22 protein-coding genes are annotated in these 26,289 nt (G+C 43.7%); 9 read left to right on the top strand and 13 right to left on the bottom strand.

Annotated elements, in window-relative coordinates:
* Nucleotides 1-274: 274 nt before the first annotated feature.
* Nucleotides 275-1,357, top strand: a complete 1,083-nt coding sequence (psbA, locus tag V7K27_RS24380; RefSeq protein WP_334950724.1) for a photosystem II q(b) protein — start codon at nucleotides 275-277, stop codon at nucleotides 1,355-1,357.
* 414 nt (nucleotides 1,358-1,771) lie between these two features.
* On the opposite strand, the gene V7K27_RS24375 is transcribed toward psbA, so the two are convergent.
* Nucleotides 1,772-2,452, bottom strand: coding sequence for a RibD family protein (locus tag V7K27_RS24375; protein ID WP_334950723.1), 681 nt, complete (start codon nucleotides 2,450-2,452; stop codon nucleotides 1,772-1,774).
* A 184-nt stretch (nucleotides 2,453-2,636) separates the two neighbouring features.
* Here V7K27_RS24375 and V7K27_RS24370 point away from each other — a divergent pair, with 184 nt between their 5' ends.
* A complete protein-coding gene (locus V7K27_RS24370; protein ID WP_334950722.1) occupies nucleotides 2,637-4,010 on the top strand; it encodes a DUF2252 domain-containing protein in 1,374 nt (457 codons plus the stop codon).
* A gap of 381 nt (nucleotides 4,011-4,391) precedes the next feature.
* On the opposite strand, the gene V7K27_RS24365 is transcribed toward V7K27_RS24370, so the two are convergent.
* Both V7K27_RS24365 and V7K27_RS24360 read right to left on the bottom strand, forming a co-directional pair.
* Entirely contained in the window at nucleotides 4,392-5,276 is an 885-nt protein-coding gene (locus tag V7K27_RS24365; RefSeq protein ID WP_334950721.1) for a succinate--CoA ligase subunit alpha, read from the bottom strand.
* A 37-nt stretch (nucleotides 5,277-5,313) separates the two neighbouring features.
* Entirely contained in the window at nucleotides 5,314-6,552 is a 1,239-nt protein-coding gene (locus V7K27_RS24360; protein WP_334950720.1) for a succinate--CoA ligase subunit beta, read from the bottom strand.
* Between the two features lie 653 nt (nucleotides 6,553-7,205).
* Between V7K27_RS24360 and V7K27_RS24355 the strand changes: the two genes are divergently transcribed.
* On the top strand, nucleotides 7,206-9,035 hold the full coding sequence (locus V7K27_RS24355; RefSeq protein WP_334950719.1) for a hypothetical protein: 1,830 nt from the start codon (nucleotides 7,206-7,208) through the stop codon (nucleotides 9,033-9,035).
* A gap of 1,170 nt (nucleotides 9,036-10,205) precedes the next feature.
* Complete coding sequence (locus V7K27_RS24350) at nucleotides 10,206-10,460, top strand: ferredoxin-thioredoxin reductase variable chain (protein WP_334950718.1); 255 nt, start codon at nucleotides 10,206-10,208, stop codon at nucleotides 10,458-10,460.
* 5 nt (nucleotides 10,461-10,465) lie between these two features.
* Here V7K27_RS24350 and V7K27_RS24345 read toward each other — a convergent pair whose 3' ends face one another.
* From V7K27_RS24345 to V7K27_RS24310, 8 genes are all read right to left on the bottom strand, one after another.
* Nucleotides 10,466-10,687, bottom strand: coding sequence for a hypothetical protein (locus V7K27_RS24345; RefSeq protein WP_334950717.1), 222 nt, complete (start codon nucleotides 10,685-10,687; stop codon nucleotides 10,466-10,468).
* A gap of 138 nt (nucleotides 10,688-10,825) precedes the next feature.
* Complete coding sequence (locus tag V7K27_RS24340; protein ID WP_334950715.1) at nucleotides 10,826-11,221, bottom strand: YdcF family protein; 396 nt, start codon at nucleotides 11,219-11,221, stop codon at nucleotides 10,826-10,828.
* Nucleotides 11,222-11,387: 166 nt separating this feature from the next.
* Nucleotides 11,388-11,756 (bottom strand): hypothetical protein, encoded by a 369-nt coding sequence (locus V7K27_RS24335; RefSeq protein WP_334950714.1) that lies wholly within the window; start codon nucleotides 11,754-11,756, stop codon nucleotides 11,388-11,390.
* A 316-nt stretch (nucleotides 11,757-12,072) separates the two neighbouring features.
* Nucleotides 12,073-13,089 carry a type I restriction endonuclease gene (locus V7K27_RS24330; protein WP_334950713.1) on the bottom strand — a complete coding sequence of 339 codons (1,017 nt, stop codon included), beginning with the start codon at nucleotides 13,087-13,089 and terminating at the stop codon, nucleotides 12,073-12,075.
* A 193-nt stretch (nucleotides 13,090-13,282) separates the two neighbouring features.
* On the bottom strand, nucleotides 13,283-14,593 hold the full coding sequence (gene nifN / locus V7K27_RS24325; protein WP_334950712.1) for a nitrogenase iron-molybdenum cofactor biosynthesis protein NifN: 1,311 nt from the start codon (nucleotides 14,591-14,593) through the stop codon (nucleotides 13,283-13,285).
* Nucleotides 14,593-16,062: a nitrogenase iron-molybdenum cofactor biosynthesis protein NifE gene (gene nifE, locus V7K27_RS24320; RefSeq protein WP_334950711.1), complete on the bottom strand. Its 1,470-nt coding sequence runs from the start codon at nucleotides 16,060-16,062 to the stop codon at nucleotides 14,593-14,595. Before nifE ends, nifN begins: the two co-directional genes overlap by 1 nt.
* A gap of 372 nt (nucleotides 16,063-16,434) precedes the next feature.
* Nucleotides 16,435-17,400 (bottom strand): nitrogenase iron protein, encoded by a 966-nt coding sequence (nifH, locus tag V7K27_RS24315; protein WP_334950710.1) that lies wholly within the window; start codon nucleotides 17,398-17,400, stop codon nucleotides 16,435-16,437.
* Between the two features lie 495 nt (nucleotides 17,401-17,895).
* Nucleotides 17,896-19,212, bottom strand: a complete 1,317-nt coding sequence (locus tag V7K27_RS24310) for a substrate-binding domain-containing protein (protein ID WP_334950709.1) — start codon at nucleotides 19,210-19,212, stop codon at nucleotides 17,896-17,898.
* A gap of 381 nt (nucleotides 19,213-19,593) precedes the next feature.
* Between V7K27_RS24310 and V7K27_RS24305 the strand changes: the two genes are divergently transcribed.
* The 5 genes from V7K27_RS24305 to cydB all read left to right on the top strand — a co-directional run bounded on the left by V7K27_RS24305 (nucleotide 19,594) and on the right by cydB (nucleotide 24,404).
* A complete protein-coding gene (locus V7K27_RS24305) occupies nucleotides 19,594-19,758 on the top strand; it encodes a hypothetical protein (RefSeq protein ID WP_334950708.1) in 165 nt (54 codons plus the stop codon).
* 236 nt (nucleotides 19,759-19,994) lie between these two features.
* A complete protein-coding gene (locus V7K27_RS24300; protein WP_334950707.1) occupies nucleotides 19,995-20,558 on the top strand; it encodes a Uma2 family endonuclease in 564 nt (187 codons plus the stop codon).
* Between the two features lie 359 nt (nucleotides 20,559-20,917).
* Nucleotides 20,918-21,877: a tetratricopeptide repeat protein gene (locus V7K27_RS24295; RefSeq protein WP_334950706.1), complete on the top strand. Its 960-nt coding sequence runs from the start codon at nucleotides 20,918-20,920 to the stop codon at nucleotides 21,875-21,877.
* A 3-nt stretch (nucleotides 21,878-21,880) separates the two neighbouring features.
* The gene (locus V7K27_RS24290; protein ID WP_334950704.1) at nucleotides 21,881-23,323 is read left to right on the top strand and encodes a cytochrome ubiquinol oxidase subunit I; all 1,443 of its coding nucleotides are present in this window, start codon (nucleotides 21,881-21,883) and stop codon (nucleotides 23,321-23,323) included.
* 73 nt (nucleotides 23,324-23,396) lie between these two features.
* The gene (gene cydB, locus V7K27_RS24285) at nucleotides 23,397-24,404 is read left to right on the top strand and encodes a cytochrome d ubiquinol oxidase subunit II (protein ID WP_334950702.1); all 1,008 of its coding nucleotides are present in this window, start codon (nucleotides 23,397-23,399) and stop codon (nucleotides 24,402-24,404) included.
* A 308-nt stretch (nucleotides 24,405-24,712) separates the two neighbouring features.
* Here cydB and V7K27_RS24280 read toward each other — a convergent pair whose 3' ends face one another.
* Together V7K27_RS24280 and V7K27_RS24275 are read right to left on the bottom strand one after the other, a co-directional pair.
* Nucleotides 24,713-25,282: a Uma2 family endonuclease gene (locus tag V7K27_RS24280; protein WP_334950701.1), complete on the bottom strand. Its 570-nt coding sequence runs from the start codon at nucleotides 25,280-25,282 to the stop codon at nucleotides 24,713-24,715.
* 43 nt (nucleotides 25,283-25,325) lie between these two features.
* The gene (locus tag V7K27_RS24275; RefSeq protein WP_334950699.1) at nucleotides 25,326-26,066 is read right to left on the bottom strand and encodes a Uma2 family endonuclease; all 741 of its coding nucleotides are present in this window, start codon (nucleotides 26,064-26,066) and stop codon (nucleotides 25,326-25,328) included.
* Nucleotides 26,067-26,289: the final 223 nt, after the last annotated feature.

The following is a 26,289-nucleotide window of genomic DNA, read 5'->3' as shown; positions in this document are numbered from 1 at the left end:
TGGGTTACGCAAAGCCTCCACCCAACAAAGCAATTTTTTTTGCAACATAGAAAGTGTTTAGTTTCGTTAAGAGGTTTTTACAAACTTTTATAGAACAGAATTTACCCAAAGTCCCCTTTTTCAGTAGATTGGGGATTTTCTGTTACGGATGCGTAAATTCCAAGAAAAAAATTTTTCTGAAAGTACTTTACAAAACTAAATAAATTATTTAAGATGTGTAACAGGTAGTCAAACCTACCTAAATTCATTCACAAACAATCGCATTTATAAAACAATGACAACAACCTTACAACGTCGCGAAAGCGCCAACGTATGGGATCGATTCTGCGAGTGGATCACCAGCACCAACAACCGCATCTACATCGGTTGGTTCGGCGTAGTCATGATTCCCACCCTGCTAGCAGCCACCGCCTGCTTCGTAATCGCTTTCATCGCCGCACCTCCAGTAGACATCGATGGTATCCGTGAACCCGTTGCAGGTTCTTTAATCTACGGAAACAACATCATCTCTGGTGCAGTAGTACCTTCCTCCAACGCTATCGGCTTGCACTTCTACCCAATTTGGGAAGCAGCTTCTCTAGATGAGTGGTTGTACAACGGCGGCCCTTACCAATTGGTAATTTTCCACTTCCTGATTGGCATATTCTGCTACATGGGTCGTGAATGGGAACTATCCTACCGCTTAGGAATGCGTCCTTGGATTGCGATCGCATATTCTGCACCAGTAGCAGCAGCAAGTGCAGTATTCTTGGTATACCCCATCGGACAAGGTTCCTTCTCTGATGGTATGCCCTTGGGAATAAGCGGAACATTCAACTTCATGATCGTGTTCCAAGCAGAACACAACATCTTAATGCACCCCTTCCACCAATTAGGTGTAGCTGGTGTATTCGGCGGAAGTTTGTTCTCTGCAATGCACGGTTCACTAGTAACTTCTTCCTTGGTTCGTGAAACAACTGAAACCGAATCACAAAACTACGGTTACAAATTCGGTCAAGAAGAAGAAACCTACAACATCGTTGCAGCCCACGGCTACTTCGGTCGTCTAATCTTCCAATACGCTTCCTTCAACAACAGCCGCAGCTTGCACTTCTTCTTAGCAGCATGGCCTGTAATCGGCATCTGGTTCACCGCCTTGGGTGTAAGCACAATGGCGTTCAACTTGAACGGTTTCAACTTCAACCAATCAATCATTGATTCTGAAGGTCGTGTGATTGCAACTTGGGCAGATGTAATCAACCGCGCTAACCTGGGTATGGAAGTAATGCACGAGCGCAACGCTCACAACTTCCCCCTAGATTTGGCTGCTGGTGATTTTGCTCCTGTAGCTCTAACCGCTCCTGCTATCAACGGTTAATTCTGAAGTTTAGCTAAATTAAAAAGCGCTCTCCCAGATTGGGAGGGCGCTTTTTAGTATCCCTGCGTGTCAACATCAGGTGAAAACTAGCCTAGAACCAGCTTTTAGCAGATTATCTCGTTATCTCGTTCCCAGTCTCCGACTGGGAATGCCCCTCATTGAGGCTCCGCCTCCGTAACTTGCGGCAGAGCCACCAGGAGTTGCATTTCCAGCAAGAGGCTGGAAACGAGATTTTAACTAAGTTTAGGGGTTTAAGTCCCCTGCTTCTATCAAGCAGCGCGAATTGAAGCCTAAGGTAAATCCCCGTCACAAAACTTACTTGCGACTTGCGACTTGCGACTTGTTTTAAATGAGTTTGGGCTTAAGTTGACACCAATGGTCACTATCAACGCGCTTAATTCTAGCAGCGCATTCTCAGTAGAGTGTACGGTAGTGTAAAAACAACTCACTTCCAACCTGACGAGTTTCGACGAGTTGGAGATGAGGAGCAGCATTGGGAACAAAACCTTCTCCCTCCACTGGGCTAGGGGCGTGCTTTCCTCCATAAATGACAGGCCAAATTGTCAACCACCAATCGTCAATTCGCTTTGCTTGCACTAGAGAAGCTGTTAAAGAGCCGCCTCCCAAAGCAACGACTTTGTGAATACCCCGCTCTGCCATCAAGGTGTAAGCTCGATCCCAGTCCAGGTTTGTATCTCCCAAATCAATTAATTCAGCCAGTTTTTGCAAGGTTGTTGCATCAGAATTGCGCTCCAAACCAGTCCGTGTCGTAAATATCCATCGCTCAATGTCCTGGCTCAAAAAAGGCAAGTCCAGCGATAGGTCTAGGGAACCTGAGACAACGCAGGTAATGGGCTGGGGAGGCTGACCCCGAACCTTACGTGCTGCCAACAGTTCGGGATTCCGAATTGTATAGGTTGACCCCTCAGCCCGAATCGTCCCTGCTCCTACCAAGACTAAATCAGCAAGGGAAACTTGATACTCCAAGTGTGCTTGATCAGCTACATCGGAATCACGAGGTGCTTTCGGATCTACGGCGCTAATCTTTCCATCGGCCGTCATGGCAAGAACCACAGTTGTTTGAATAGCTGACATGATTACGTTCTGATGGTTCTTTATAATTTTACCTTTTTGAATTCTTTGGTATGAATAGTTGCTGCATTGTGCTTTAAATCAGTTTCTAAGTTATGGTTCAAGGTGGTAAAAGAATTGTTGTTGGATGATTGCCTTTACACATGAGTCTAACAAGAGTCAACTTTTTTACGCCTAAGATACTATTATGCTCAAATACATATCTGCGATCGCATTTATCTTAATTTTAGTTTTGGGGTTCGCATCTCCAGTTCAAGCTGCAACTCCCCGTTTAACTTGGGTGAAGAATGAAATTTACCAATATAATCATCCCTTTGCTTCTCAATTGCCTCAAGAACTGGCAACGAAAATGCAAAAGATGACAGTTGGTCCTTTCGCCTTTTATCGGGGGACGGCTCACATTTTTTATCGTGATATGCAGACCTTACCAAGTTCAGGATTTGTGAATTCTTCAACCTCAGCCATCTGGTTAGAGGGAGATATGCATCTGCAAAATCTTGGGGGGATCAGAGATAGCAACGACAACAACGTTTTTGACACCACTGACTTTGATGAAAGCTATCTTGGCCCCTACGTTTGGGACTTGCGACGGATGGCAGTCTCCATTCTATTGGCAGCTAAAGAGAACGGTCTTAGCTCAAGTGATGCTCAAGATATTGTCCGAAATTTCTTGGATGCTTATCTGAACAAAATGAGTGACTTTAAGGGAAGCAATGATGAACTGTCATACCGTTTGGAATCCAGCAATACGAACGGTGTGGTCAAAGATTTGATTCAAAAGGCATCAAACAACAGCCGTTCTAGCTTGCTGAGTAATTACACGCAGTTAAATAACAGTAATAATCGAGTCTTTCAGACAACCTCGGAACTCCAGCCTGTATCCAACAGCACCTATTCCGACATTGCTGGGGCGATGAGCAGCTACATCTCCTCAATTCCTAGCAGTAAGCGCTACAACAATAGTTACTACACCCTCAAGGACATTCGGCTCAAATTAGGTTCAGGCATTGGTAATCTTGGTAAGTACCGATATTACTTGCTGATTGAGGGTCCAAGTTTAGCAGCCGACGACGATCGCATTTTGGAGATGAAGCAGGAAGGCAGTAGCGCCGTAGCGATCGCAGTTCCAGGTCTGCTGCCAACTTCAGTTTACGGAAACCAAGAAGGGGCGAGGGTGACAATCGCCATGAAAGCAATGCTCTCCAATACTGATCCCTTGGTTGGCTACACTACGGTCAGTAGCATCCCCTTTATGCTGCATGAAAAATCACCCTACCAAGTGGACTTTGACTATACTTTGCTAACCACTAAGTCAAAATTCATGGATGCGATGGGGTATGCAGGGAAAGTCGTTGCCAAGAACCATGCAATCTCTGATAAAGACTATGATGCTGCGATTATTCCCGTAAGCGTTGACAAAGAAGTGACTGACATTGTTAGCGGTAATAAGGCTGCATTCAAAGATGAGATCGTTAATTTTGCGGTAAACTATGCAACTCAAGTCGAGTATGACCACAGGAGTTTTGTAGATGCTTATAATCAAGGGGTGACACTCTACTAGAACACCGATTTAGTCATTAGTCATTAGTCATTGGTCATTGGTCATTAGTCATTAGTACCAATGACTAGTTATATCATGTCCGCCAAGTTACCCATAATAAAAGAACCCCACCCCCAACCCCTCCCCGCTTGCGGGGAGGGGAGCTAAAGCGCAGCTTTTGCGGGGTGGGGTTCCGGTATTATGCTTAATTGCCCGGACATCATCTGACTCGAAATCCCACGGCTTCAAGCCGTGGGATGAGTTAACAATTCTTCCTTGTGCCTTTTCTCATTTAAGATTTTTAACATTAAACGTACAGAAGCTTTTTTTAACATCTATTCATTAACAATCAGTAGAGACGGAGCAACTGCTACGTCTCTCCATTCTTTTTCACGCCTATATCTATAAGTTAATCTCCTTTCTCAATAATTCTGGAATCTGAGAAGGACGTTCGGCTACTGAAACTTGCGCTTCTTTGAAAGCAGCTAATTTACTTTGGGCTGTGCCAAAGTTAGGATCGCGTCCGATAACGGTTGCTAAAGTCCCAGTTTCACGCCAACTTTTTCCTGGTGGTGCGTGTTTGCCTGCAATGTAGGCAATTACTGGTTTATCGATTGCCTCAGCAATGTACCGGGCTGCTGCTTCTTCACTACCACCACCTGGTTGACCGACTAAAACGATCGCCTGTGTAGTTTCATCTTCATCGAGAATTTGCAACCATTGGAGAAAGGAGGAACCGACGATCGCATCACTACCAATACTGACACTAATCGACTGCCCCAAACCTGCTTTTGTCAATTCGTAGGCGATTTCGTAAGTGAGGGTACTGCTACGACTCACGATCCCCACTGTTCCAGGGGTATAAAACTCGCTAGGTTGAGTACCTAAAAGAATTTTTCCCGGCACAATGATCCCCGGACTATTTGGCCCGACTACCAAAGTTTCACAGGCTTCGGCTTTGCGGAGTAATTGCACCATATCTAAAGGCGGCACGCCAGCAGTGATAATAATGATCTGGCAAATATGAGATGCGATCGCTTCTAATGCCGCATCCAAAACGTCGTAAGGATCTACACAAATAATTGTCGTGTCAATTGTCCCAAATTCTTCTATTACTTCCTCTACTAAGTCAAATACTGGCAGTCCATGCAGTTCCTGTCCGCCGCATCCAGGATTTACACCAGCTACCAAATTCGTGCCATAAGCTTTCATTTGAGCAACATGAGTGCCTGATATAAATTCACAAAAGCCTTGAATTAATACTTTGCTGTCTGGCGTTAGGTTCATAAAAAATTACCGTAAGTTTGGCAACCCAGTGCCATGACTACTTCTTATTAGCAGTTTTATTAGCAGTTGGTTTAGCAAGGCGAACTGCTGCCGCCACTGCCTCATCTAAATCTTCTACCACCAGAAGCGCGTCGCTGTGGGTTTTTAATGTTGCTAAATATTTTCTAGCAGCATTAAATTCAGAACCAGCAAGGCGGACAACTAAGGGTGAAAAATTCCGCTCTCGCCGACTTTTACTACCATTAGAATGTCCAACCTGTGATTGAAGTTCGCTGTTGTCTTGCTGCACAACTCTGGCTATAACTTCGGTGACTTCCTCAGTTTGAGGAATCGTACCCATAAAGTTAATTAGTATTACTTGAATGCTTTTGTCAGCCTCCAGGATTTTCAGACCTGTCTCTAGGCGATCGCGGAAGGTAGTTGGTGTAGTATCTGTGAGGAAAGCATGACGTAGATTCAAACAAACACCTGGTTTGCCACCAGCGTTAGCGACTAAATCCAAAGTTGCCATCACTGAACCAGTACCATTACCTAATATACCGATTTTTCCATGCATTTGCACACCATCCCAGTCGCCCAAAATACCGTTGATTTCAGTACTGGTATGACGGCTAATAATTTTTGCCGCCATCTCGTCAAGATCGGGATGACGCTTGATCGCCCGTTCGTTGACTCTGACTTTACCATTAAGAGCCATAACTTGACTAGTTGCACTGACTGCCAAGGGATTTATTTCGACTAAATCCAGGTCTTTTTGCACAAATAAGTGATACATCTTCTGGACAACGCTGCTTACCGACTGCATCAGCGTTCCTTGCAAACCCATTTTCAAAGCCAGTCGTCGGGCATAAAATGGCGAGAATTCCTGATCTACAACGACATAGTGCATTTTTTCCCCAGCCGATTCCCAATCGATGTCTGCTTCTTTGCAACCTAAAAGTACTGGTCGGCAAACAGCAGTGTCTAAAACCACCGCTAGATAAAATTCCTGGCTAGCATCGTATTGGGATTCTGCCAGCACAACTTCCGGCAATTCGCCCCATATTGGTAAACTAAAGATATTTTGAGCAGCTGCGATCGCATCGATAGTCGTCTCCGCAAACCTGACTCCACCAGCTTTAGCCCGTTCCGCTCCATGTACTTGAGATTTCAGTACAATTGGAAAACGAATTTTTAAACGTTTCAAATCTGTAGGATGGTCAATTCGTTGCGAGGGCAATACAGGAATGCCTATCTTCCCAAACCATTCTTTAACTTGGTACTCTAATAAATCCATTGATACACCTTGTATTGACACTTTCCAAGCCTTTGCTTAGTGCTGTTTTAATATTTTGCAGCACCTTTATTGCAGAATTAAGCTTTTGGCAGCTATAAAAATTTATTTTTCACGGATCAATTTTATCGAATTCAGCAAATGAGGCACATTAATTTTGATAGTCAACCTGTGTGTGCCAGAGCCACAACACGTAATTAATCTCCTTAGTAAGTTTTCCAGCATAGAAGATAACTAGCATTTCTGTCAAAACCCTCTGACACAGCATCCTTTTCTTAACCCTTGGATAATTTTGTCACAACTGCTCTGCAACCAGAATTTTGCACACCAGTGGCTCCAGTGAATTTAATTGTCGCAAAATAATCCAGTGAAAATACTCAAAAAATCTATTATTCCCATTTTTTAGTTGTAATTTATATCTAACTAAAGATAGATTATTTATTTTTGCATTTAGCACTGTAAAAATGTAGCGGCGCGAACAATAACTGCTTTTTAAATTTTTGGTGAAAAGTCAGAATTTGTGTTAGAAAGTTGGTCGTTCAGATTTTCAGGCTGTGATTGATTAAAGTGTGCATTTGCATTCAACAAACCGAGAAAGTTCATTTCATCCCCTTAAAGATAATCAAAACAATATAGAAATTTAGCGGGAAAGCTCTATGAAAGTAGCAGTCCAGCAGGAAGATTTGCAGCTTTTAGCCAAAACTGTGCAGGAACAATTACTTGTAGAAGTCTCAACGGCTGAAGTCTTCGAGGTTAAGTGTGCCGTCAAGAAAGACGAATTAATGATTTTAACGCAACACACATCAGATGTAATAGTTGACGCTCAACTAATTTTTGCAGTAATTGAGGAAGTACTTCAGTCTTTAGCACCCCATAAAGAGCAGAGGGTGCAATGTTTCCTCAGAGTTTTTGGCGAACAACTCCCTTATGCCAAATGTTTCTTAGCGTTGAAGCAGAAGGGGGGATGGGGAGCAGGGGGAGATGAGGAAGCAGGGGGAGATGAGGAAGCAATATCCTACTCATCCCCCTCATCCCCCTCATCCCCCTCATCCCCCTCATCCCCCTCATCCCCCTCATCCCCCTCATCCCCCTCATCCCCCTCATCCCCCTCATCATCTCTGACATATTTTCCATTAATCGATGAGACTAAAGAGGAGGAACCCTTTGATCCGTTTGCAGATGCGCCGAATTTGTCGGCTTCAAAGCCAGCATTCCAAGTCAAACCTATCCTACTGGGTGCAGCATTGATGGGAATTGTAGTCTTAGGCGGTGGTACTTACTTATTGACTCGCCCTTGTGTGATGTCCGAGTGTAAAGAAATACAAAATGCCGAGCAATTAAAAACAAAATCTCCCCAACTGATGCGCCGCGCCAACTCTGAAAAAGAATTAGTAGCTGTACAACAGCAACTTGCAGCAGCCAGTACAGCCCTGAATGTAATTCCTAGTTGGTCGCCCCGTTACCAGGTGTCAGAAGAACTAAAAGCAACTTTGTCTGGACGATCAGAAAAAATCAACCAGGTGGTCAAGGCTTTGCAGATGGCATCCTTGGCGGCACAAAAAGTTGCATATAGCCTAGAGGAATTACAAGCTAGGCAGCACTTATGGCGACAGGCTATAGCGCCACTAGAAACTATAAGTTCCAGTAGTGAACTCTATGGACTGGTGCAAGGGAAATTACTTAGTTATCGTGTCCGTTTGCACGTTGTAAATCAACAGATATTTACTGAGGAAAAATGGCTGAAAAAACTAACAGCAGCAAAATCTGTAGCCAATGCAGCCGAGAACCGAGAAACTACTGCTAAATCCTTGAATGAATGGCAAAAGGTGCAGTCTACTTGGCTAGTGGTAGTTAATGCCTTGAATTCCATTCCCCAAACTAGCGCTGGATACCAAGAAGCCCAAAAGCTGTTAATAGATTATAAACCTAAACTAGTTGCAGCACGCGATCGCGCTACAAAAGAACAATTTGCTGTTAAAACCTACCAACAAGCCGTTAACAGTGCCAAGCAAGCCAAAGTTTATGAGCAACAAAAGCAATGGCTTGCAGCAGCGACATACTGGGATCAGGCTTTGCAAACTGTTAAAAAAGTTTCCCAAGATAGCTTGTACTACACTCAAGCTCAGTCTCTCATCGAACCCTATTCAGCAGCCCTCAAACAAGCACAAGAAAAACTCCAAGTTGTTAGTAGTTTGCAACAAACCCGCACCGACTTAGATAAAACCTGTATTAATGGAATTCGGATTTGCACATTTAGCATAGACAACACAAGAATTATTGTCCGGCTAACCCCTGAGTATGACCAAGTAAGGCAAAATAACTTGGCTAATCCTGATTCTAAGAACTCGGATACTGGTGTTGATGTCACCAATCACTTACAAATCTTACGGCAAGCTTTAGCTGTAATTAGTGACAATGCCAACCTGTCCCTTTTCCTCTATGATTCCCAAGGTCAGATAATTTATACGCGAACTTTAGGGGGGTAGAAAAGTAAATAGACCACGCGGTAGGGGCACAGCACTGCTGTGCCCCTACGAGAGATGTGGTTGAAATACATGATTTCTGCTGATTAGGCTAGTAACTGAAGCGATCGCTGAAAATACTGAGCGTCCTTTTTCTTTTTATGAAGAACTGGGATTTGCTTCTGGTCACTGGTATCAGATAGGAATCCCCCAGACGTGCAAATTTATCCACGAACTTCGCCTAATAACGGGTCTAACTCAAGAACACTTTGCAGCAGCATTAAGTAGGTCGGCGCAATTAAAGCTAACTGGTGAAGGCTGTCATTTGTCCTCTCTTACAAAGTTCTGAGCGGAGGAAACCTCCGCTCAGACTTTGCGCTTTGTCACTTGTACTGAGCGACGTCGAAGTATTGGTCAATGCCTTTCCAGTCTTACAAAGAAAGGCAGAAGGCAGAGGGCAGAAGGCAGAGGGCAGAGGGCAGAAGGAAAGAAGTATTAATAAAAACTTTAGTTGTGGGTTTAAAGCCCACTAGTATAAAAAGATTTGTGTCGAGATGCGTAGCACGAGACACAAGGTGTCCTTATTTCAATCCCACGTTTTTAAACGTGGGTTCCCTTCTGCCTTCAGCAAGAACTGCCTTCTGCCTTTTGAAGTTCGCTCCACAGACTGTCACCGAGCGTCAAACCCTGGCACCAAAATCGCCATTATTGCCGCCAAAAATTGCATTACTTTCTGCCTAGAAGGAATCTCGTTAAAGTACCATTAAAGGTCGCAAAGGTCAATTAGAAAAATTAAAACCCGTCCCTGGCTGGCGGGTGCCTACTCTCAATCTAAAGAGTGGATTCCATAACTCACCATCTTGGCAACATCTTAAACAGCGCCTCTGCGATCGAAAATTGGTGAGAGAGTTGACCTGGGGAACATCCTAGAGTGAAGATAAAAGGGTTAATTATAAAGTATTCCAAAAAGTTGACGCGGCAAAAAACTTAAAAAAGTACGCACGACGGATTGCTAAGACGTGCGCCAGTCGCCTACGGAGGGAAACCCGCCTACAGCGCTGGACTCACCGCAACGCGTTGCCTTGCCTGAATGCAGAGGTTTAAATGCGCCGTCTTACCCCGATGACGCGTCAAGAAATAGCTGATTAAATCAAATTCTAGACGGTTTAATCATATATTTTGTAGCAGATACTTATGGAAAAGCAAATGCTAGGTGTAAATGTTGTTATGAAAGTTGGCGATCGCATCCGCGTTAAAGATTCGGTAGTAGTGTATCATCATCCTGAACATCGGAATCAGCCTTTTGACATCAAAGGTACAGAAGGCGATGTAGTAGGTATTGCCACCCAATGGCAAGGCAGACCGGTAAGCGCTAATCTGCCGATTCTAGTCCAGTTTAGTAAAAAATTTAAAGCCCATTTGCGTGAAAATGAGTTAGAAGTCATCTAAATCACTTATCGGCGGCGAAACCACTGAAAAATATTCAGTTCGCCGCGCATTCTTTTAAGCTCTTGGCGGTGCTGTTCTGCCGTTGTATAATACCATTCACAATAACGCTGAAACTCTGACCGTGACCGAACTTCGTGGTAAAACTGGTGGGTTGTTTGGTAAGTGGCAAAAGCTTCCTCAACTTGGGGTTGAGGCGATGGCATAATATAAGGTAAATTTTTAGACATAAAGTTAAAAGTGGAGTGGGGAGTGGGGAGTGGGGGGTTTTAAATTCAGGCAATTACCGCACTTCATAATTAATAACTCATAACTCATAACTCCTGTACAGACGCGATTAATCGCGTCTCTCCTAACTCATAACTTGATTAAAGCCAACCGCGTAAGCGATATACAAAAGAACCAATGTACTCTTTTAAAGCGGTGGTAAATTGGTGTAAGTTGTCGCTATCAGGTAATAAATTCAGTATGGCGGCTTTAGGAGTGCTGCTGAGTTCTTGCAACTCACCCTCACTTACAAGAAAGTCAGTGGGTGTGGGAATGGCATTGATTCCTTGACGCTGGAAAATTCTTAGCGATCGCACTAATGATTTAGCAATCCAAGCATTCCTACAAAATAGCAATAAAGTTAGAGCAAAAGCAATTGCGATCGCCGCAGTACGCGGTCGTTTCCATAACGTCACTAATGCTACTACCAAGCTTACGCAGGCTAGTCCTAGTGGATAAAAAAATAGTGGCAGTAATTTGGATAATAAGCCAAGCAATGTTAAATCAACCTCTCCAGCCTTTACTTTCCGTGAACTACCTACACCGCCCTGACGGGTCGGTGTAGGCTTCCGGTTTCATCGACAAATGCCTTGCTCAAATACCCTAATTTTACCCTACCAGTCAAGCAAGTAACTTTTCGTAATTGCACCCAAAGTCGGGAAATCATAGCAAGTGTTCTTGTTCTTGTGTTGCAAGCCATTGCAGTTCTAACCACAAACGCGGATCTGTCTGCTTTACCTTCGACATTGGATCTCGCAGCAGATGTGTAGCATTTAGGCAGACAACCTCAACTAATCCGGCATATTCTGCTACTTCTCTGAGTATAGATATCTGGGCTTTGACAGCAGCAATCAGATTGTCAGGACAATAAATTGTGAAGTATGGCAGAAAGTGAACACGGGGTCTTCCCCAATAAGATTCAATGAGTTTAACATGACAGTATTTTAGCAATTCCTCGACTTGTGGGAAAGAATGAGCAATAACCGTTTTGAATTCTTTGACTAGCTCTTGTTCATACCAACTTGTGTTCATAGTTATAACTTTCATGCTGAAAGTAGCAATTGGGAATTTTGAATTGTGAGTTAGTTTTTCTATTAATCACTGATAACTCAGCACTTACCGAATTTTAGATTTTAAATTTTGGATTTTGGATTAAAGATTCAAAGTCCCTCTTGGAAAGTTTGCTCAAGTCAAGCCACTCCGTTGCGGTGAGGTAGTCGCTTAGAGGGGGTTTCCCCCCGTTGTAGTCAGTGGCGCGGCAGAGCCGCAAGAGCAACTTTGGGCAAAATCTAAAATTAAATAACAGAGCTAGTGACTTGATTGCTCTTTTCAATCTAAAATCTAAAATCTAAAATCCAAAATTGTGTGACCAGCCTTGGCGCGAAGATTTTTTGGGATACTGTGTAGTACAAAAAGGTCGGCGAAGCAATTTTTTACTAATACTGGTTCCGTTCTCCTCAAACACTATCAAGTGCAATATTTGCTCTAGAAAACGCCGTTTGTCAAAAATGCCTTGAATTAACACCTCTAGCTCAGTTGCGCCCTTGGCAGGAAAATCTTCCCCATCAATCGTGCGCCAGGGTAAAAACTCCTGCCAGTCTGAGGTTAATGTCCCGACTCGTGCCTGATTTCCATAAGTAATAACTAGGAACGTATTGTAGTAAAACAGCTTCGGTATTTGTTCAATGTAGGTCTGAATTCGCTGATAACCTGCTTTGAAAGTGGCCTGTTCATCACTTGGCTGAATTGAGACAATAACTGCCAAAGGTAAACCATTGATAAACACAACTACATCAGGACAGTGAGTATAACTCCCCTCAACTACAGTCAAGGGATGAATAGCTAGCCAATCATTTTTCAGTAGATTAGATGTATCAATGAGCCACACAAAGTCATGAACTATTTCTTGGTTATACAGGTATTCAACTTCCACACCATTGGTCAAGAATTTGTGAAAGCGACGGTTATTTTCCAGCAAGTCGGAACTCTCTATGCAAGTAATCTGATGGATAGCTGCGGCGATCGCTTCATCAGGTTTTTTCGGGTTAATTTTCTGCAAAGCACTATAAAGGCGCTGATACAAAACCACATCACCATAACTACTCCGCCCGATCTGATGCTTACCCAAAGCAATATCTGGCTCTAACAAAACTATGTAGCCAATGACCTCGAACCAAGTGAGCGCATATGGTGCGATCGCTTTGCCCAAAGCAGGCATCGCTTCTTTACAAGAGGCTCCGCCAACGCGTGGCTGGCTTTTGAGTACGGCAGGCATCGCAGATTGTCTCAGGTCAAAACGGCGGCGAAGTTTTCTGGTAACACGACTCGCTTTGGCAGTTGTTTTTTTTAGCTGTGCTGGATTCATGAAGAAGACTTAATTTGAGTCAATGCAGGAGCTAGGCACGAGCTTGCTGACATTGGTTAGTATATTCACTCATGGCCGTATACGGCTTGATAGTAATTATCAAAGCTAAACTTGATCGGCAATATTGTATCCTGTGCTACATATTACCAATATTCTTGGTAAGATTGCGATCGCAGTTGGAATTGGCTCTGTATTAATGCTTAACTTTTGTTTCCTGCTCTAAAAACAGGTTGCCAATATCAAATAAAAGTTGCATAGTACCTCGATAGCCAACCTTGGTAAACTGACCATGATCTAAGCGGTCAAAAATGGGAATCCCTTGACGATAGAGAGGAATTTTTAAGCGTTGGGCGATCGCCACTCCATGAGAGTTGGTAATTAGCAAATCAGATCCAACCGCCAATTGTTCAAAATCTTCCAAATCGCCGATAGTGACGCTCTTAATCGGAAGTTTTTCTAGCAGAGGAAAGCGTGTTGTTGTCACTGCTGAGTGAATTTCAACTCCAAGCGATCGCAAAAAAGAAACTGTTGACCAAAGTAAATCTGGTTCCAGCGCCAAAGAAACTCGCTTGCAACCAAAGTAAAAGTGATTCTCCAACATCATATATTGCAACTGACGGCGTTGACGGCGGTATTTCTCTGGTACGCTGACACCACTGATATCCGCCAAAGCTTGCAGGAATTTATCTACTGCTGCTAGTCCCGTCAGTTCACCAAATACCTCATAAGGTATATTGAATCTCTGCTCCAAAATTTGCGCCCCAGCCCGCATACTATCACCTAGTGCCAAAGTGAATACAGAGCTACCAATTGAGCGCAACTGTGCTGCATTTGTGCCATTACCTGTAATGGCACTAGAAGAATCTTCTATATGACCATCTAATGAGCCAGAAAGATCAGGTACAACAATAGGTACAAGTCCAAAGGAAGTGACAATCTCTTTAATTTCCTGGACATCCCCTGGTGTGAAGGCAGAACTAGCCAAAATAGTGATTTGTGTGGGGCAAGCGTCTTGCTTGGAGCCTTTTTGGGGGATTTCCCTGACTATACTTTCAACTGCACCAGCAAAGCCATCCTGTAAAGTACCTTTGAAATCCGGTGTAGAGACAAGCACAATTGGTAAATAATCTAGTTCTGGGTGACGGTGGCGAATCTCCTTAACAAAGCGCCCCATGTCATCCCCTCTGGTTTCCACCAGTCCAGTGCTACAAAGACCGATAATTTCTGGTTTGGATCTCTGCACCAAAGTCAAGATTGCTTGTTCAACTCTTTCCTCGCCACCCAAAATGGTTGCTACTTCGGTCATCGCTGTACTGGAAAGGGGAATCGCCTGACGGAAATGCTGTACTAATACTGCCTTAGTCAAAGCAGTACAACCTTGAGAACCGTGTAATAAAGGCATCATTCCCTTCAATCCCAAAAAGGCTAAAACTGCACCCACAGTTTGGCTTTGCTTCAGGGGATTAACTGCAACTGATGTACTCGTAACGCTAATAATCGCCATTAGATTTCCTCCTCTTGAGAAGATGAGGGGGATGAGGGGGATGAGGAAGTAATTTCTCCCTCATCTCCCCCTGCTCCCTCATCTCCCCCTGCTCCCCCATCTTCTGACCACGGGGCTGGCTGGCATAATTGCTCCCACACAGGGTTGTAAAAAGCGGCATACAGTTCTCCTGCTACCTCTAAAATTCCCATATAGCCTGCATAGGGATGGTTCCGTTCTTGATTAATGTCTAGGAATGGAATCTTAGCTGTGAGAGAAGTGTCTTGATGGCGTTTATCAGCAATTAACATATCAGCTTGATTTTCGTTAATTATCTGTAGGATTTCTTCAGGACTATTTTGTTCTAGAATTATGCCATCTTGACCCAGCAAGCTTTTGACTCTAATTCTATCTTCCTCACTATTATTCTTGGTAAGAATAGCAATAACTTCCATCCCCAATTTCTTAGCCGTAAAGATAATTAACCAACTCTTGAAACTTCCAGTAGAAAGGATAACGCGCTTACCTTGCAATCGGGTGATATAAAGAGCGAGTTTTTCATCTATTGCAGCAGTTTCTTCTGCAATTAGTTTTTCTGTACGTGACTGCAAATCAGAATTACCCAATTTTGAGGCAATATTCCTTAAACACTGATTGATTTGCTCTATGCCATAAATAGACTCTTCAATATAGGGAATGCCATATTCTTTTTCCATCCCTTTTGCCATATTGATTAGTGCTTTAGAGGAGAGGATCACGTTAAGCTTGGCACGATGGGCATAGCAAACTTCTTTGTAGACAGCATCGCCTGTAATTTTTGCCAAAACTCTGATACGTAATTTCTCCAATAATGGTAGAACATTCCATATTGCACCTGCAATGTTGTATTCACCAATTAGGTTGATGTCATAGGGTGTAGTAGTATCTGGTTCAGCTGTTCCAATAACATGTGAAAGCATTGCTTCACCAGCAACACGATTGCCCAAATTTTGGTTCCCAATGAATCCAGGGCAATGTACAGGGATAGTGGGTATTCCTGTTTTCTCGGTGGCATTTTTGCAAACTCCCTCAATGTCATCCCCAATCAGGGCGGTGATGCAAGTCGAGTAAACAAATACTGCCGCAGGTTTGTAGCGTCTTTCCAATTCTAAAATGCCTTTGTACAGCTTTTTGGCTCCACCGAAGATGATATCGTTCTCATCGATATCGCTGGTAAAGCGTATTTTGTACAGCATCGAACCAGAGGAGAGACTGCTGTAACTTCCCCAAATACTGGCAGCACAGCCGCTTGGCCCGTGAACTACATGAGCAGCATCGGTGATTGGTACTAGGGTAATCATTGCACTATCAAAAGCGCAACTCCCTTGAGTAGTTCCAGGTTGGGGTAATTGTGTGGAAGGCTTTTTTTTCTTTGGTATCTGCTGCTGACGAGCATCTTCAGAATTGGAGTCACTGAGTGAATCGTTGGTTTTTCCTGGAGTGGGATTCATTTTTTTTGGTGACAATAGGTAGAAGTTATTAGGTGTTAACTGAATTCCCAAAGGCTTTTATCGGATTTTCATTTATTCACTATATCTAAAGTATGGAATAAAAGGGAATGATCAAGATAATTTCCCATCCCCTAAAACATAAATATCACCTAGGTTAGAGAAGGAGAAAACAAAAGCACTAACTAGACTATTAAGGTATTAATTTTGCCGTCTATACCTTGACTAATTAGTGTAATCACGATGAAGAAAAAACACACAGAGTTAAGATTAGTTATTCGATTACCTCCATTTTAAATGATTTGTGAGAGGGTGGGCTATTCTCGCCCACCTGATATTTACTCTGTATTTAGCATCGAAGTCGGAACAAGAACTTTACTTCTTCTCGCTACCGGAAACTATTTCTACATTTCCTTTTTTCAGTGCTTCTAGTGCTTCGCCTTGAGCATCTTCTTGCTTTTTAGCAGCGTCTGCTTGGCTAATCATTTTCGCAGCATTTTCTTCACTTTCAAGGATGCCGAACTCAATCAACAAATCTTCTAGCTCATCCATCTCGATGGGTGTGGGAACTGTCAGATTTGTATTGTTGATAATCTTGTCTGCTAATGTGCGGTATTCATTAGCTTGTTTGCTGTCAGGCGCATACTCGTTCACCGTCATCCGGCGCAATTCGGCGTGTTGCACGATATTGTCACGCGGGACGAAGTGAATCATGTGGGTATTCAATCTGGCTGCTAAGGTGCTAATCAGTTCGTCTTCCCGGTCAGTTTGACGGCTGTTACAAATCAGCCCACCCAAGCGCACGCCACCAGTATGAGCGTACTTGAGAACGCCACGAGCAATGTTGTTAGCTGCAAACATCGCCATCATTTCACCGGAGGTAACGATGTAGATTTCTTGGGCTTTACCTTCACGAATAGGCATGGCGAAACCACCGCACACAACGTCGCCCAATACGTCGTAGGATACGAAATCTACATCTGCGTAAGCGCCGTTTTCTTCGAGGAAGTTGATGGCGGTGATGATACCGCGACCGGCGCAACCTACACCAGGTTCTGGCCCGCCTGATTCTACGCATCTGATATCCCGGAAGCCAGTGATTACCACTTCTTCGAGTTCGATATCTTCCACAGCGCCCCGTTCAGCAGCTAAGTGCAACACGGTAGTTTGGGCTTTACAGTGCAGAATCAATCGGGTAGAGTCAGCCTTGGGGTCGCAACCCACAATCAAGATGCGTTGACCCTTTTCCGCCATAGAAGCGAGGGTATTTTGGGAGGTAGTAGATTTACCAATACCGCCTTTACCGTAGAAAGCAATTTGTCTAATTTTTCCGTCGGACATGATGATTAATCCTGTAATTGTTTGTGTGGTGGGTCTGTCGGTTTATGAGGCGTTGGCACAAAGTGCCTACCGGAGCTACTTGCTGTCAAGTTACAGCAGTAACCTTATGTAGAACCTTGTTGGAGGTGCTCGTTCTACAGCAAAAAGAGCCGAAAGAAAGAACATATTCAAGTTTTGGTCAGTTTTCATTGACCATTAGTCATTGTTTTTTCTGACAATGGCTAAAGCGATAAGACATCACTCAAGGAATATTGCAGGTATTACCAGACGCTCACCCAAATGATTTCTCTGGCGGTAGTAATACCAACAGGAAAAAAGAAAGCTACAGATTCCAAGCTGGAAACCACAATTCAATCCGAATTTCCTAATTACGAATTACGAATTACGAATTACGAATTATCAAAGGTTGCTCATACCTAAAGCGTGGTTGCAGCCGGAATTTAAATTTACGCTAAGTTATTCCCTAAAACACACAACCAACCATTGCAATCCACTCTAAACAGTCGCTACAACTTCCCCGATTTTGCTGATATCGTAACCGCCGAGAATTTCAAATTGTGAGTGAACCATCCGATGTCCCAAAGTACTGAGCAACTGCTGTACTGGTGCTTCTTCCAAATATTCCTTGAGAATCACCAAATCATATCGTGACTGATGTAAAGGGATAAATCCCAGCCCAAAAGCAGTAGCTACAGATGCCGTACTCATACCAGCATCGGCAACTCCTCCTACTACAGCTTGGGCAACATCTTGGTGACTTTTGAGTATATTATCAAAGCCCTGAACAGCATCGAACGGTATCTGCTCTTTTTGGAGTGTTTGTTCCAAAAGCATCCGACTACCAGAACCTATTTCGCGGTTGACAATAGTCGCTCCCCCTGCAACTAAGTCAGTAACTGTTCTAATTCCCATCGGGTTCCCTGACTTCAATAAAAGTCCCTCCTCCCAGACACCAAGGGTAATCAGAACTGCTTCCCTCCCAACCAAAACATCTCGAACAAAGGGAGTATTATACTCACCAGTCTCAGGATCATACAGATGCATCCCAGCGATGTGCGCCTCACCTCTGCATAAACTGTGCAATGCAGCCATGCTATTGGCGAAGTTATATTGGACTCGCAGTTGGGGATGCCAACGTTCGGTGGCTCTTGCCCATAGTGAAATCACAGGGGCACAACCAGCAATCACAACGGTGTTGTGAAGTGTGTCGAGATTATCGTCTAGTAGCCTGACTCGAACTTTATTTGTACCTATTTGGCTAGTGCCTTCACCCTTCGGGTTCAGCAGTTTGCTTATGCCGGGGGACCCGTCCACCCTTACGGGTTCGCCACTCCCTACAACGGGGAGGCAGTCCGTTGGGCGGCTTTGCCGACTTGTTCGCGCAGCGTCTCCGACAGGAGAAGGAACTGCCGTGGGAACCCCCGCAAAGGGGTGGCTCACCGCAACTGCTTCACCATCAGCCGGAATCATGTCTTGGCGAAAAGCATCCTTGCCAATCAAGGGATAAGCTATCCATTGTCCTCCTACACGAGCCATGCTAACTCGTAGTTGCTGACCATTAGGAACAGGTTTGGCAAGAACGGCTTCAATTTCAGGTAAATCCCGCTCTAACCAGAATAGATCCTCAACTTGACAGCCAAGCGCTTTGGCCAAGCGAAGTGTTATGGCTACTGAAGGAGCATATAATCCCGACTCTACACCACTAATTGTCTGACGAGTCACACTAGCGATGTTAGCCAAATCTTGTTGACTCATGCCTAAGCGAGTTCTAATCGACTTCAAGTTATTACGGAGGTCACTATCCTGCTTCATTGGCTTTGTCTCTTGGTTTCAAAAAGCCGTAGCGGATTTAAACATTGCATCTGCCAAGGCGAAAGTCTGGTCTTTGAGTTTATATTATTTCTCTTTGAAGACTTTTTGTGCTTTCGCTGTCTTGATTCCCCATATAAAAAGACTATCACAGAAATTGCCAATTTGCTTGCGAAGCGCAAATTATTTTTGCGGGGTGAGGCACAACTCATAGAAATCGCCTCTATGCCAGGGTGTTATCGATATTCTCTAGATTTGTTGCTCAAATAGCAGCTGACTTTTCACGTTATGTGGAAAAGCCACGAAAACCTAACCCCCTAACCCCTTCCCTACCAGGGTTGGGGGAAAATTCAAAGTCTCTCCTTTTAGGAGAGAGAAATAGAAGTGAGGTTTTCCACATACCGTGAAAAGTCAGAAATAGCACAAGTGTCTGAGTTAGCAATTAATGCGATGCCTACGGCGGTAAACTACGCGACTTTTCCCCGTTATCCCCGAATTGCGATGGGCTACGCTCCACCAGAGGCGATCGCTACAACCTATAATTATTAAGAATTTATAGCAATAACTTCAATTCAACAACACCGATAATTTAAAACACTTGTAAGTTTGTCCGCAAGTGTAGAGGTTTGTCAACCAAGGATTACTCTACAGTTTCTGAGTCGATACTACTTTGAAATCGTTCAGGTTAATAGGTGATACTCCGTCGAACTCAAGTTAATTTACTACTGCTAAACTTTTAACTAAAGGTAACTTATGTTAGCAACAAAGGCACGAGGAAAGGTTCAATGAATACTGTTGTGCTTAATCTAGAACCCATTGCTCATTTAACCGATGAGCAATTTTATCAATTGTGTATTGCCAATGGCGATTTAAGCCTGGAAATGAATGCAGCCGGAGAATTAATAATTATGCCACCAGTAGGAGGAGAAAGCGGAAATCAAGAAGCAGATTTAATTACAGACTTGAATAATTGGAATCGTCAAGCGAAATTAGGGAAAGTTTTTAGTTCTTCAACTATCTTTATACTTCCAAATGGTGCAAAACGTTCCCCTGATGCGGCTTGGGTAAAGTTGGAACGGTGGGAAGCTTTAACACTAGAACAGCGAAAAAAATTTCCGCCACTTGTACCCGATTTTGCAATTGAACTGCGTTCCGAGACAGATCGGCTTGCACCTATTCAAGCGAAAATGAAGGAATACATCGAAAATGGTTTGCGTTTGGGTTGGCTAATTAATCCTCAAGATAAGCAAGTGGAAATTTACCGACTTTTGAAAGCTGTAGAAGTTATTCAAATGCCAGCAATTATTTTTGGAGAAGATATATTACCTGGATTTGAGTTGCAAGTATAGGTAGTGACAACCCGCATAGCGATCGCACAGAGCCAAGCCAGACAGTTTGACAGTCTGTCATTTGACGACACCACCTATGAAGAAGAGAATTATTGAGGATGCCGAATAAGCCTTGATTGCAGAGGGAACATTGGGATGAAAAAGATTATCGAACAGGAGTCAGAATTCAGGAGTCAGAATTCAGGAGTCAGAATTCAGGAGTCAGAATTCAGGAGTCAGAATTCAGAATTCAGGAGTCAGAATTCTTCTTATAAAGTCAGAATACGAAAATAAGGCTGTTGTTCTGGAATTACCAAATAGTAGGTAGGCTATGTGCCTTACTTACTGGTTTTGTTTTGCTAGCAAAGTGAGATATCATTATGAGTCGCTTTTACCGATTCATGCTCAATTTTTATATTGCCGTTGCACTCGTCTGTCTTTTTCTCACTTCACCCGCATATTCATTATCTATACTGGATAGGCAAATCCCAGAAGACAACTTATTCAAGCTAGGGATTGAAAAAATGCAGCACGGCAGTTACCCTGAAGCTATTCAAGATTTTACTGAGGTGATTAAACTCAAAAACGATTTTGCTCCAGCTTACAGCAATCGTTGTCTTGCTTATCTGCAATTAGCAGATTATCAGAATGCGATCGCCAATTGCAATCAAGCTCTAAAATTTATGCCTAACAATGTTGAAGCATACCTCAATCGTGGACTAGCATATTACAGACAAGGGGATTATCAAGCAGCGATCGCGGACAATAATCAATTTATCCTACTTAAACCTAATGATTTCAGAGCCTACTACAACCGAGGGCTAGCTCATGCTATGTTGGGTAATCACCAACAAGCAATATCAGATTACAATCTAGCACTCACTAATATTTCCCAATCATCCAGTTTACTAAAAGCGGATGTTTACAATGACCGAGGACTAGCTCATTTTGAGTTGTTGGACTTAAAAGCAGCGATGCTCGACTTCTCAGAGGCAATTCGACTTAATCCCAATAACTACAGAGCTTATTATAATCGGGGTTGTGCTTGCGGCAGAAGTGGCGATCGCTCTTGTGCTGTTAGGGATTTCACTGAGTCACTCAAACTTAACCCAACTAATGCCCAAACTTATCTGAATCGAGGTATAGCTTACCATCAACTTGGTCATGAACAAGCGGCAATTGCAGACTTACAAAAGGCGGTTGAATACTTTGCCCAACAGGGAGAAACTAAAACCTCTGAAAAAACTTTCTTGTTACTGAAAAATTTACAGCAACAACTCTCATTTTTATCAGAAATTGCTCTCGTGGAGTGTCAAGATTTAAACGAATTCAGAGGTTAGTTCATGGATTTTCTATCGGACACCGTTGCCCTATCGCGGATGCAGTTTGCACTGACGGCGATCTTTCACATGCTATGGCCTGTTCTCACCACTGGGATGGGCATTTATCTAGTCATCGTCGAAGGAATGTGGCTAAAAACACGCAATCCTGATTACTACCACCATGCTCGTTTCTGGGCAAAGCTATATGTGTTGAATTTCGGCATTGGTGTAGCATCCGGCTTGCCAATGGAGTTTCAATTTGGCACGAACTGGGCACCGTTTTCTGAAGCAGTGGGTGACTTTTTTGGCAGCATTTTAGGCTTTGAGGCTTCGATGGCATTCATGCTAGAAGCCGGATTTTTGGGTATTATGCTGTTTGGCTGGGAACGGGTAAACCCAGTGATTCACTATTTCGCCACAATTATGGTTGCCTTTGGCGCAAACCTATCTACCTTCTGGATTTTAGCAGCAAACTCTTGGTTGCAGACCCCAGCAGGCGGAGAAATGGTAAACGGGAAGTTTATTGTAGATGATTACTTTCAGGCAATCTTAAATCCCTTCATGCTCAACAGCGTCTCGCACATGTTTTTGGCGACGCTGGAAACTTCTCTATTTGTGATTGGGGGAATTAGCGCTTGGTATATTCTCAATAACCGTCATCAGGCTTTCTTTGCGCGATCGCTCAAAATTGTCTTGGCAACAGCGATCGCTGTAACCCCGTTGCAAATCTATATCGGACACCTCAGCGCCGAGCAAGTAGCTGACTATCAGCCCACCAAGCTAGCCGCAATGGAAGCGAAGTGGGAAACTACTCCCAAAGGACAGCCCGCGCCCTGGAGTGTGCTGGCATTGCCCAATAACCAGACTGAGAAAAATGATTGGGAACTCTCAATTCCCAACGGCTTAGGCTACATTTTGGAATTCAAACAGAACCTTTCTAAACCCGTTCGAGGACTGAAAGAGTGGAAGCCTGAAGATCGCCCCCGGATGGTGGGTTTGATTTTTTACGCCTTCCGCATCATGAGCGGTATTGGCTTCTTCTTAGCTGGATTGATGAGCATTAGTGTGATTCAGTGGTTGCGGGGCAAACTCTCGCCAGAAGCGATCGCCGGGCAGAAATGGCTACTGCGAATCTGGATTTTGGCGGCTCCACTGGGCTACATTGCCGTCGAATCAGGCTGGATTGTGCGTTGTGTTGGGCGGCAACCCTGGATCGTTTACGGGCAAATTCGCACAGCAGACGGAGCTTCCCACCTACCCGCTAGTGAAGTTTTAACATCCCTGGTGATTTTTGCTGGAATTTATACAGCCCTGTTTATTTGTGCTTTATTCTTTGGTAGTCGGATCATTCGTCAAGGCCCCAACCTAGAGCTTCCGGTTCCAGGCATTGACACCCAACCTGCCGTAGAAACTACTCCGGCTGAATTTGTTCCAGATCAACGTCCTGTGGAAGCAGAGCAATAAAGAGTGGTGAATGCTGTTAGCGGATAGCTAAGGTTTAGCCCGTGCTGAGTATGATAAATCAATAGGTAACTATATGGAGAATCTAGAACACTTTTTAGCTCAGGTTTGGTTTGTGATTTTGGCTCTGTTTTTATTTCTCTACGTCATGTTAGATGGGTTTGATCTAGGCGTAGGCATCCTATCGCTAACCAGTTCCAATGACGACCGACGCGATATTTTAATGACGAGTTTGGGTAATATTTGGGATGCCAATGAAACCTGGTTGGTGTTGATGGGGGGTGCGTTGTTTGGGGCATTTCCGCTCGCTTATGGCACCATTCTGAATGCGCTCTACATTCCCATTTTTGGCATGATCTTTGGCTTGATTTTTCGGGCTGTGGCCTTTGAGTTTCGAGAGCATTCTACGAACAAAATGTTTTGGAATGTGGCGTTTGGAGTTGGTAGTTTCATGGCCGCGCTGTTTCAAGGATTTGCTTTGGGCAGCATTCTGGAAGGCATTAAGGTGGATGAAGCGGGTCACTTTATCGGCAGTATGTGGGACTGGCTTGATTGGCGATCGCTCTTAGTTGCCTTGACATTGATCCAAGGTTATGTATTGATTGGCTCCACCTATCTGATCTTAAAAACTGAGGGAGAACTGCAAACGTCCCATTATCGCACAGCAAAACTCGCTGCCTGGACAACACTCTTAGGTGCAATCTTAATCACGATCGCCACCCCTGTTGTATATGAAAATGCCAGGGCAAAGTTATTTCATCAGCCAGAAGTGTATCTATTTTCAGTCATTCCCGTGCTAGGTGTGCTGCTGATTGGGTTATTGATTCAAAGCCTGAACCGCAAAGCAGAAACTACTCCCCTCGTTTGGACAGTGCTGCTTTTTCTACTTACCTTTGTCGGGTTAGGATTAGTTGTTTTTCCCTATATCATCCCCCCAGGTATCACCATTTATCAGGCAGCCGCAGCACCTAGTGCATTAGTCTTCATGATTATCTTCATTGGATTTCTGATTCCCATTATGTTGTTCTACAACATCTACAATTACATTGTGTTTCGAGGGAAAGTGGCAGGCACACATTATTAAAAAAGTCGGAAGTCGGAAGTCGGAAGTCGTTCGTCTGAAGCGTTGCCCTGAGCTTTGTCGTTCGCGCAGCGTCTCTAAGAGTTGGGTACAGTTTTGTAACGGGGATTTAGATTTAGACATCAAAACTTACGGCTTGCTTGAAGCCGGGGACTTAAACCAAACCGTTGTTTGTTAAAATAATTCGTAATTCGTAATACTTCTCTACGAGAGGCTGCGCCAACGGCTGCGCTCAATACAAGTTCGTAATTAAGTTTTGTAACGGGGATTTAAACTGAACATACTTTGTTGAAAATAAGTTTTCGCCAGAATTATCCAAAAAAACGCTGAACTCGAACGCAGAAACCGGGTAACAATGGTGATCTGATTTCGTCATCAGCCAGCAAGGTTGCGATCAGTTTTAATTGGGCAGATTCTCGGCGATAAACTTCTAGCTGCTGTAATTGCCAATTTGCAATCCAATATTCTTGGACTCCTCTATATGAGTATAGTTTCAGCTTGGCTTCTCGATCCCGACGTTCGTTAGTTGTACCAGGAGAAAGCACTTCCACAATTAGTTCTGGCGCTCCTCTCAAATGCCCTTCGTCATCAAGCAATTGTCCTAAACGCTCACGACTAATCCAAACTACATCGGGTATGATATTATCGGCATCTGTAAAAATTATACCGGGAGTTTGACGGGTTTCCCCCAGCCCACTAGAGCGCGACCAAATTTGTAATTCTAAGCAGATATTACCCGCAGTCCCTTGATGTTTCCAGTGAGGCGCTCTACTCACAAATAGTTCTCCGTCAATAATTTCATAGCGCTTCCATTCATCAGTTGTGAGTAATTCTAAGTCTGAGGTTGTCCAGCGTACTCTATCGGATATTGTTTGGTTCATAGCACTATTTTCCCATGCCTAGTTTAGAGATAAAATTCTATTTTCAGAATATTTGCTCAGGATCAATACCTGCGGCTCGTAAGCGTTCTGCCAATATTGCAGCCCGTTGGCGCTCCTGTTCTAGTTGTTGATTCGCTTGCTGTAACTGTTGATTTGCTTGCTGTAACTGTTGGTTTGCTTCGTCTTCTGGCAATATCACCAGTTGTCCATCTGGAGTAAAAAAGCGTAATTTACCAGACTCAACTCCTAAATACAAATCTAACTGCTGACTCCACAACCAACCCGACTCAGTGGGTATAAGTTCTTGGTATTGCCCATCAACTATGTGAAATCCCTGAAATTCTAGGTTATTTGGGTCAAACCAAAAGTAATCAGGGGTGCGAAATGTATTCTGGTATATCTGCTTTTTCAAACCTTTATCAACTGAGGCAGTAGAATCCGATAGCATCTCAATAATCACATTGGGATATTTGCCGTCTTCTTGCCACACAACCCAGCTTTTACGGTCTTTTTTTTCTGTATCTAAAACCACAAAGAAATCAGGCCCTCGAAATTCTTCTGATTTTTTCTGGTTAGGGCTGAAATAGATAGTTAAATTGCCAGTAGCATAAAAATCCTGACGATCGCGCCACCACCATTTAATCAGGCGGATCAGTAAATCAATTTGTTCGCGGTGTAAGTCAGATTCCAAGGGGGGTTCGTCACTATAGATGTCGCCTGGTGGGAAAATTATACTCTCAGTGACAGCTTCTAAACTAGGGGTGGTGGCAAAGGGCTGAGACATACAAAATAGTTTTTCTATTTGTATCTATGCTATCGTGACAAACCTTTGCATAGAAGTGCGTCACCGAACAGCCCGTCGTAGACATCGCACAAAACAGAATTCAGGAGTCAGTCGTCAGAATTCAGAATGAATTATGTACCAATACGCTTGGGTTAAGGCTAAAACTCTTTGTGAAAGTTAATTTTTTTAACATAGACGCGTTCGCGGAGCGTCTCGTAGAGAA

It is taken from the genome of Nostoc sp., from assembly GCF_036919575.1.
Taxonomy (GTDB): Bacteria; Cyanobacteriota; Cyanobacteriia; order Cyanobacteriales; family Nostocaceae; genus Nostoc.
Note: the sequence above shows the minus strand (reverse complement) of the source record. Positions and strands in the feature narration are given on the sequence as shown.